This is a genomic window from Moorena sp. SIO4G3 (assembly GCF_010692305.1).
Taxonomy (GTDB): domain Bacteria; phylum Cyanobacteriota; class Cyanobacteriia; order Cyanobacteriales; family Coleofasciculaceae; genus Moorena; species Moorena producens_A.
Window position 1 is genome coordinate 1 of the sequence record NZ_JAAHIG010000392.1, and the last position, 7846, is coordinate 7846.

At 43.8% G+C, this 7846-nt stretch carries 7 protein-coding genes and 1 pseudogene; 5 read left to right on the forward strand and 3 right to left on the reverse strand.

Features of this window, described 5'->3' with window-relative positions; all coding sequences use genetic code 11:
* The first annotated feature begins 140 nt into the window (after nt 1–140).
* The 4 genes from F6J99_RS37600 to F6J99_RS37615 all read left to right on the forward strand — a co-directional run bounded on the left by F6J99_RS37600 (nt 141) and on the right by F6J99_RS37615 (nt 4131).
* Entirely contained in the window at nt 141–1175 is a 1035-nt protein-coding gene (locus F6J99_RS37600; RefSeq protein ID WP_293120944.1) for a thioesterase domain-containing protein, read from the forward strand.
* Nucleotides 1176–1636: 461 nt separating this feature from the next.
* Entirely contained in the window at nt 1637–2968 is a 1332-nt protein-coding gene (locus F6J99_RS37605; protein WP_293120946.1) for a hypothetical protein, read from the forward strand.
* Between the two features lie 146 nt (nt 2969–3114).
* Nucleotides 3115–3246 (forward strand): hypothetical protein, encoded by a 132-nt coding sequence (locus F6J99_RS37610; protein WP_293120948.1) that lies wholly within the window; start codon nt 3115–3117, stop codon nt 3244–3246.
* Nucleotides 3247–3249: 3 nt separating this feature from the next.
* On the forward strand, nt 3250–4131 hold the full coding sequence (locus F6J99_RS37615; RefSeq protein WP_293120950.1) for an alpha/beta hydrolase: 882 nt from the start codon (nt 3250–3252) through the stop codon (nt 4129–4131).
* 305 nt (nt 4132–4436) lie between these two features.
* Here the strand turns inward: F6J99_RS37615 and F6J99_RS37620 are convergent, their stop codons facing one another.
* Both F6J99_RS37620 and F6J99_RS37625 read right to left on the reverse strand, forming a co-directional pair.
* Nucleotides 4437–5168 (reverse strand): FkbM family methyltransferase, encoded by a 732-nt coding sequence (locus F6J99_RS37620; protein ID WP_293120952.1) that lies wholly within the window; start codon nt 5166–5168, stop codon nt 4437–4439.
* A 4-nt stretch (nt 5169–5172) separates the two neighbouring features.
* A complete protein-coding gene (locus F6J99_RS37625; RefSeq protein ID WP_293120954.1) occupies nt 5173–7287 on the reverse strand; it encodes a nucleotide-binding protein in 2115 nt (704 codons plus the stop codon).
* Nucleotides 7288–7319: 32 nt separating this feature from the next.
* Here F6J99_RS37625 and F6J99_RS37630 point away from each other — a divergent pair, with 32 nt between their 5' ends.
* Nucleotides 7320–7493 (forward strand): hypothetical protein, encoded by a 174-nt coding sequence (locus F6J99_RS37630; protein ID WP_293120956.1) that lies wholly within the window; start codon nt 7320–7322, stop codon nt 7491–7493.
* Between the two features lie 49 nt (nt 7494–7542).
* Here F6J99_RS37630 and F6J99_RS37635 read toward each other — a convergent pair.
* Nucleotides 7543–7846 (reverse strand): annotated as a pseudogene (locus F6J99_RS37635) (PIG-L family deacetylase); the annotation flags it as partial.

The window sequence follows — 7846 nt, forward strand, 5'->3', positions numbered from 1 at the left end:
CAGTTGCTCGTAATTTTGCGCTGAATATCTATCGCTCCAATGGCTTCTCCAATATGGCTCAAGCACAGCGATACTGCCAATTTGGACTAGACACACTCAAGCGCATTTTTAGAATGAAATAGCCCTGAGATATACCTATTGTGCAGTTGGTAGAGGGAATTAGTATTGCTGATTTAGGAACAGAAATTAATCAGCAACTAACATTAAGGAATAATTCAAGCAATAAAAAGTCAGAAATGGAATTAGCTGCTCCGGAAGATCTTTCACAAGCAGAGCATCAAAATACCCCTCAGGCTACGATTGAATCACCAACAACAATTTCCGAGCCTAGTGATTCTCCATCTGACTTATTCCCCTGTCTGATTCCTATACAACCAGAAGGTAATAAATCTCCTTTCTTCTGCCTTCCTCCTGTAGCAGGAGTTGTTTTTACCTATTTTGAGTTAGCACGTCTTCTAGGAAAAGACCGACCGTTTTACGGAATTAAATCCCTAGGGTTTATGGAAAATGAAAACCCCTTAACTAGTATCGAGGAAATGGCGTCTTACTATATTAAAGCGATAAAAACAGTTCAACCTCATGGACCTTATTACTTAGGGGGCTGGTCTTTGGGCGTTTTGATTGCTTTTGAAATGGCCAGACAGTTAGAAGAAATTGGGGAAGTTACTGAGCGTCTTATTTTGATTGATTTGCCTCCCAATTCAACGAGTCAACTAACTAAGTTGTATGTTGGTTTTAAGTTTTTGCTCACACAAGCCTTGCCTCAAATTTGGCCCTATGTCTATGATTATGTTAAAATTCCCAAGCCAGCTAATGTCAGGGTATTGGCTCAAGAGGCTTTACCATCCATACAGTCAGCAAATAAATCCCAAACCCTTGGCAAAGTATTAAATAGAATTAATTCTCTTATTCGTTCTAGTCGCCCATTGCTTCGAGTTATGCAAGGGAATACCCAGGCATCATTTCGTTATACTCCTAAGCACTATACTGGTAAAATAACTTTATTACGAACCAGCAAACCTTGGACTTCAAATCCTCAAGACCCCACCTTGGGTTGGAGTCAGTTATCGGCTCAGGAGGTAGAAACTCATCTTATTCCCGGTCATCACCTTAATCTACTCCGACAACCTCATGTTAAAGTGTTAGCTCAAACCCTAAAGAATTTGCTTAAGTAAGCTATATAGCAATTCTCATCACGAGTGAGATAAACAGCATTTTTTCCTACTCCCCCCCTCCCCGCGCCAGAGCCCTCATCAGGTAGCTTTTTAACAAAGACGTGACTGTGGGGTGTGGGGTGTGCGGTAGTGGTGCATCTCAAAGTTGAAAATCAATGTCTTGATCCAAAGCGCGAGTGGGGAAAACCACGCCAGTTGCTCATCGGGGAGGGGCTGCGTGGGTCACCTGCGAACACCTTGAAAGCCCCGTGGAACGGCAGTCGCTCATGGGGTGGCCTCCTTTGAGCGCGCTGCCTCCCCAAGACCTGGCTGCATCGCTACTCCCTACTGCCATTAACCCAGGACAAAAGTCCCTGACCTAATTGAGAACTGCTATATATTTAACCTACAGCAAACTGCTAGAATTTTACGGCTCAAAAAAGTGTGCCAAGATCTGAATAAGCTCAGGAGGTCAATTAAAGATGAATATGTCCCAGAATATCAAAAGTGGTTTTAGCTTTGATGAAGCCATATTAATGGCCAAATTTTGCCAGCAAATCTACTCGGTATACCAGTATGATGATGGCAATGTCAACGACATAGAAATTCAAGAAATCTACAATTCCCTTTACCGCTCTCAAGACTGGAAATTTGTCCACAGCATCCGCAATGATGAAAGCAATGTACGTGGATTTATTGCCAAAAAAACAACTGGTCATCAGTATACCGTGGTTTTCCGAGGCTCAATCGTGACCGATCGCGGGGCTTTTGAACTAACAGACCTGGTATCTGACTTTGACTGGGATTTAGTCAACTACGGTTCCGTCACTGATAAAAGAATTAAAGTGGTTAAAGGATTTTTGGAAGCCTCTGAATCGGTTTGTGATCAACTCGAAATCTTTTTTAAGACCTTATTAGGTAAGCTCACAGCCAAAGATTTTGACAAGATCCACCAAATGACTTATGAAAGGCAGTTTGCCTGCATCACAGCCATCGCCGATGCTGGAGCAATTCGACTCGGTACTGATTTTGAGCTCGAAGCCAGAGCACTGATTGAGGAAGCAGTGGCAGATGAGGAACTGGGTAATGATGACGAGCTAACAGACATTTTAAATTTTCAACAAACTAGGGTGCTAGAACTCGAAGAACTCAAGGAGCCAGTGGACGTTTATGTCACTGGTCATAGTTTAGGGGGGTCCTTAGCCTTCCTGGGTGCTAATGCTTTGCGGCGTTACTTTGGTTCGACTGTGATGCTCAAAGTCTACACGATTGGGGCACCAAAAGTAGGCAATGAGTCATTTGCCAACTACTACGAGCGACAAATCGGTAAGGGGCTGACCCATCGCGTGGAAAATTTATTGGATATAGCTCCTAGTATGCCATTGCCGCCCCCCTTCCCCTTAAATATGTTGGCTGGGAATGGTTTGCGAGTTGGGAACTTTTACCTATCAAACTGTAGTCCTGTTGGAGAGTTATACACTGTGATGGGACTGGGTTCCCAGGGGGTTTCTGTCGATTTTGGCGGAGCTGTAGAATTCTTGGGGGGTATTCCGTTTCCCCACGGTAGTGATGCCTATTTGCAGCTACTTGAGAAAGACTACCAACGTTGGCAACAATTGTGGCGACCCATACGAAATATTGTGGAAAACTTTATGAACGAGCTTCTCGAAGAGCAAACTCAGGCTATTAAAGAGGAGTTGGATCAGGTAAAAAACGAAATTATTGGATTAAAGAACCATTATAATGGGAAAGTAGAAGGGAAGGATGGCAAGGCTGTAGAGGTAACAACGGCTACAGGGGATTCACCAAATTGATAATCAAGTTAAGTGGCTTCTTTAGGGATTAGGGAATGGTTAATGGTTTATGGTTAATGGCAATTTAAAATTTAATATTTTCATTGATGTCTTTTGCCTTTTGTCTTAATCACCAGTTAATCGGGTTTATAGCGTTTATCGTACTTATGAGGTACACTCAATTTTATTCCCCCTACTCCCTACTCCCTACTCCCTACTCCCTACTCCCTACTCCCTGCTCCCTACTCCCTCAAACCCAGAACGAGGTACCTCACCCAATTGAGAACTGCTATAAATAACTGATGTTTCCTGATTTTCTTCCCTCCAACACCAAGCAGCTAGTTGAGTCTACCTCGATTGTTCTTGCTCAGAGTATTGAGCGTCAAGCTATCTCAACTCCCCTGAGCCCACAGGCGATTGCCACAACTTACGTTAATCAGGGTAAGGGTGGCACGCCGATTCTGTTACTCCATGGCTTCGATAGTTCCCTGCTAGAATTACGCCGCTTGCTACCACTGCTGGCTCAGGAAAATGAAACCTGGGCAGTGGATTTGTTGGGCTTTGGGTTTACGGATCGCATGGCAGGGACTCCGTTTAGTCCCAATGCGATCGCAACCCATCTCTATTATTTCTGGAAAACCCTGATTAAAACACCAGTCATTGTAGTCGGAGCGTCGATGGGAGGTGCAGCGGCGATTGATTTTACCCTCACTTACCCCCAGGTGGTTAAACAGCTAGTATTAATAGATAGCGCTGGCTGCACCAAGGCTCCCCCGATTGGGAAGTTCTTATTTCCTCCCTTAGGCTACCTAGCGACAGCATTTTTGGCTAATCCCAAGGTAAGACAAAGTATAAGTAAAAACGCTTACTATGATAAAGGTTGGGCCTCTGAAGATGCCCGAATTTGTGCTGCATTGCACCTAGAAATGCCTGGTTGGAATCAAGCCTTGATTGCGTTTACCAAAAGTGGTGGTTATGGTGATTTTGGAGATAAGCTGGCTCAGATTAGCCAGCCAACTCTAATTTTATGGGGTGACCATGACCAAATTTTGGGCACTGCTGCTGCTAGTAAGTTTAAGCATGCGATCGCACAATCTCAATTAATCTGGATTAAAGACTGTGGTCATGTGCCTCACTTGGAACAAGCTCAAGTTACTGCTGAGCATATTTTAGAATTTGCCTAGAATTCGGCATATAGCAAAGGGAACAGCGGATCTGGGAACAGCGGATCTGGGAACAGGGAGCAGGGAGCAGGGAGTAGGGAACAGGGAACAAACATTCTCTCAATTGATTTAGGATTGCTATAGCTTCAGGAGCCTAGCTGTTTTTAGCCTAATGAGGTACACAGGATTTTTCCCTTGTTCCCTCTTCCCCTCCTGGGAGGGGTTAGGGGTGGGTTACTCTTTCCTGTTCCCTGTTCCCAGATCCGCTGTTCCCTAAAACCAGGAACTCTGTACCTCACCAAATTTAAAACCGCTATATAGCATTTTCAATTTAGATTTGAATACGCGATCGCATGTCCAACATACCAGGGGATATTGGGATAAGCTGGTTCCAGGGGCATGATTTTATATCCTAGAGAGTCAATAAACATCTCAATGGTTTGATTTTTCAGTTTGAAGGACTCTTGATTCCCATCATCTACTTCATAAATCAGGATGGGCTGATATTCTTTAATAGTTTCAATCATCCCCCTTAAAACATTAATTTCTGCTCCTTCCACATCGATTTTCACGACCGTTGGGGGTTTCAAAGTCTTTTGGGAAACCAAATCATCAATAGACACAAGGTCAACTGTCATTTCACCCCTGAGGTCTGGAGGTGTACCCGCTGTAGCTAAAGTAGCTCCCCCTGAATGATGGGCCAGCAACAATTCTCCGGTTCCGGTTGATTCAGAAACGGCTTGAGGGAAAACAGTAACATTGGAGAAGCTATTAAGCTCCACATTCCGTAGAATAATGTCAGCATTGTTTGGAACTGGCTCAAAAGCATAAACCTGTCCAGATGGCCCAACTAGCTTCGCAGCAATAATAGTAAAAAAGCCAATATTGGCACCGATATCATAGAAGATATGATCACGGTTTAAGCAGCTTGCTAAGGCTTTCTGAAGCGGAAGTTCATAGGTACCACGTGCAAAATCAGGATTAGAACCATCCCCATAGAATTTTAGTCCTGCACCTACTCCATTGTTAAGGGTTACCTGTTGATTGCTTAAATTCATTAGTCTAAACCTTTGCTACAAAATTTTGAAATACACTTCCTGTATCATTTCCCCATTCCCAGTTAGCGACAATCCCAACTCGATTAATTCTAAGACGCGCCGCATCTGGATAAACATCTGTCAGGGCACGATACAATACTGGTTCATCATTGATGAAGATCATGTAATTCATGCCGTCAAAAATCATGCGGAGCCGATGGGAGACACCCCAGGAAATGCGTTTACCCACATTTGTCCAGACAGCATCAAATAATTCTTCAAAGCCATTGAGATAGAAAAACGAAGACATTGAAGCACCACCGTAACAGTCATCTAACCAGTTATTGATAGTGATATAATTGTCAGCATCCTGCCAAAAGATAAACCCTCCACGACCTTTTTCTCCCTGTCCTCGTCTAGTTCCAGGGGGAGTAATGTCTACCTGTAAATCCGCTATTTCTGGGTGATCCCAATCAATGGTGTAGGCAGTGCGACCTGGATTAGGATGCTTAGCATCAGCTTGGACTTTGGCTGTACTATTCCCAGTCAGCTCAATTACCCCTAGCCCAATATTCCGATGCCAGACTTTGCTACCACTAGTGGTGGTTTTTCCCATCAAGTCCCCAGCTGCACCAGCAAAATCTTCAGTGATAGCCATTTCGGTACCCTCTACTACCCAAGGGGAGCCCAGGTCGAGTTCAGAAGGAATAGGGATAGTGCGTGGGTGAGCCTCAAAGGAGCGAAAATACAGACTATTATTAGGGTTAATCCCACCGATGCCAACACCGGTAGCGTTTTCCAGGCGGGTATCTGTAAAGCACTTATTAAAGACCAACTTGCCATTGAGATACAGGCTAAAGGTCTTACCATCATCCAATATCTGTAAGGAGTTGATTGCTAAGGGCTGTAAATACCATAGATCGCTAACAGCTAAACATTCCCAGCTATCATGGTCTTGAATCATAAGTTGACATTTGTCCCCGTCTGCTAGGAAACTCCAGTATTGGTTTTTATCCTGAACACGCCACAAAATGCGGACTCCAGTTATCTGAGTAGACGTTTCGACCAGCAAATGGATTAGCCCAGAGGGTGTGGGACACTCCAACATAGCGACGCTATCCGGTTGAGTGGCTCTAGCACCATCAGCTGTTAACTCATAACTTCCTTGAGAGACACTCCAGAAACCACCCTTGTCCGCTTCAGCACCATCTAGCAAACCATCACCAATCAGGTCATCTGCTGCCTGAGCTGTACCGTACCAGGTGGCGATGTCTGAAATTTGGGCTACATTAGCGCCATAAATTCGCGTATCGACTTCAAAACCATTCTGTCCCAGAATACTTTGGTATACACCAGCATATACTGTGGCATCATCATTGAAAGGATCAATAGCAATGGGACGCATGTTAGGGTAAGCGGCCAGACCATGAGCATTAGGAACAGAAGCAGCATAATAGGCAGCTCCCTTTTCCCGCAGAACTACAATGTAATAAACCTGGAGATTTTGTAAGCCCCTAAATGCTGAGAGCAGATACCCCCCCAACCGAGTCCACAACTCTCCATTTTCTGCCCCAGTGGCATGAACAATAAAGGCACTTCCCTCTGCAGTCGCGTCAACAGGAACTTCCCTGGGGAACCAACCCACTGCCAGATTCTCATCAATATTTGGCAATTTAAACGGTTTGAAATATCTGGAAATTCTGGAGGTACTACGAATCCACCATAGGAGCTTTCGCAGCATCCTGCTTTTTCCCTGACTGGAAGTCCAACGCAGAAGTCGTTTAGCCGGTTTATCTGTCTCAGGACCAATCATCCAGCGATGGAGTCGTTCTGTCAGGGGCTCAATCCTTTCCGTCTGGGATGTATTATGACCATTGCTCAGAAACACTGCAAAGGCCAGTCCATTGGTACGGATGTATGGACCATAAGCAATGCCCTGTCTGCCCCACGCAGGTTTTAGCAGGGGCTGGAGACGTAATGCGCCATTGTCAATCCCAATCAGCTTTTCGACATCTATACCCTTACGAACTGCACCACTGGGAGTTTTAGTACCAATGGTTTTACCTGCACAACAGTTGTCTGAGAATGAGTCTGTGAAGGATTTGTTTACTAAATTTTCTGGTGGATTTAATTGTTGCATATTGTTACTTTATCTTTATATAGTGTTTTTAAATGAGATGTAAAACTCAGATTGATGGGAATTATGACTTCCCTACTCCCTACTCCCTACTCCCTACTCCCTACCCAATTGAGAAGATAAACAAAAAACAAAATGGATATATGATGTCCCATATATCCAGAAATTATATGACTGATAAAGGTCTTGAACACTCTTGTTACTTATGATTCCATGATTATCTTTAATGAAGTTGCCAAATTGGCTAATTTATCGTTACTATTCAGAATTATGAGTCAAACGATATCGACGAAATAATTCATAGTTTTGAAAAAAGCAGTCTAAAAATTCCCCTTCTGACACATCCTTTAGGGTTAGCCAGCGTGGATGAGGAATTAGTTGTTTCATTTGAGATTGATGTTGGTCTAGGGCAGTACGTTTGATATCAAAAACATCACCAATATAGACAGATAATCTAAAATCATTCAGTAAGCGAAACCCTGACATGATGGTTTTTTTAAAAAAGGAGACTAGGTTTGGTTTACTCCCTTCCACCCTTGTCCAAGGCCAGTGATTCCAGAAA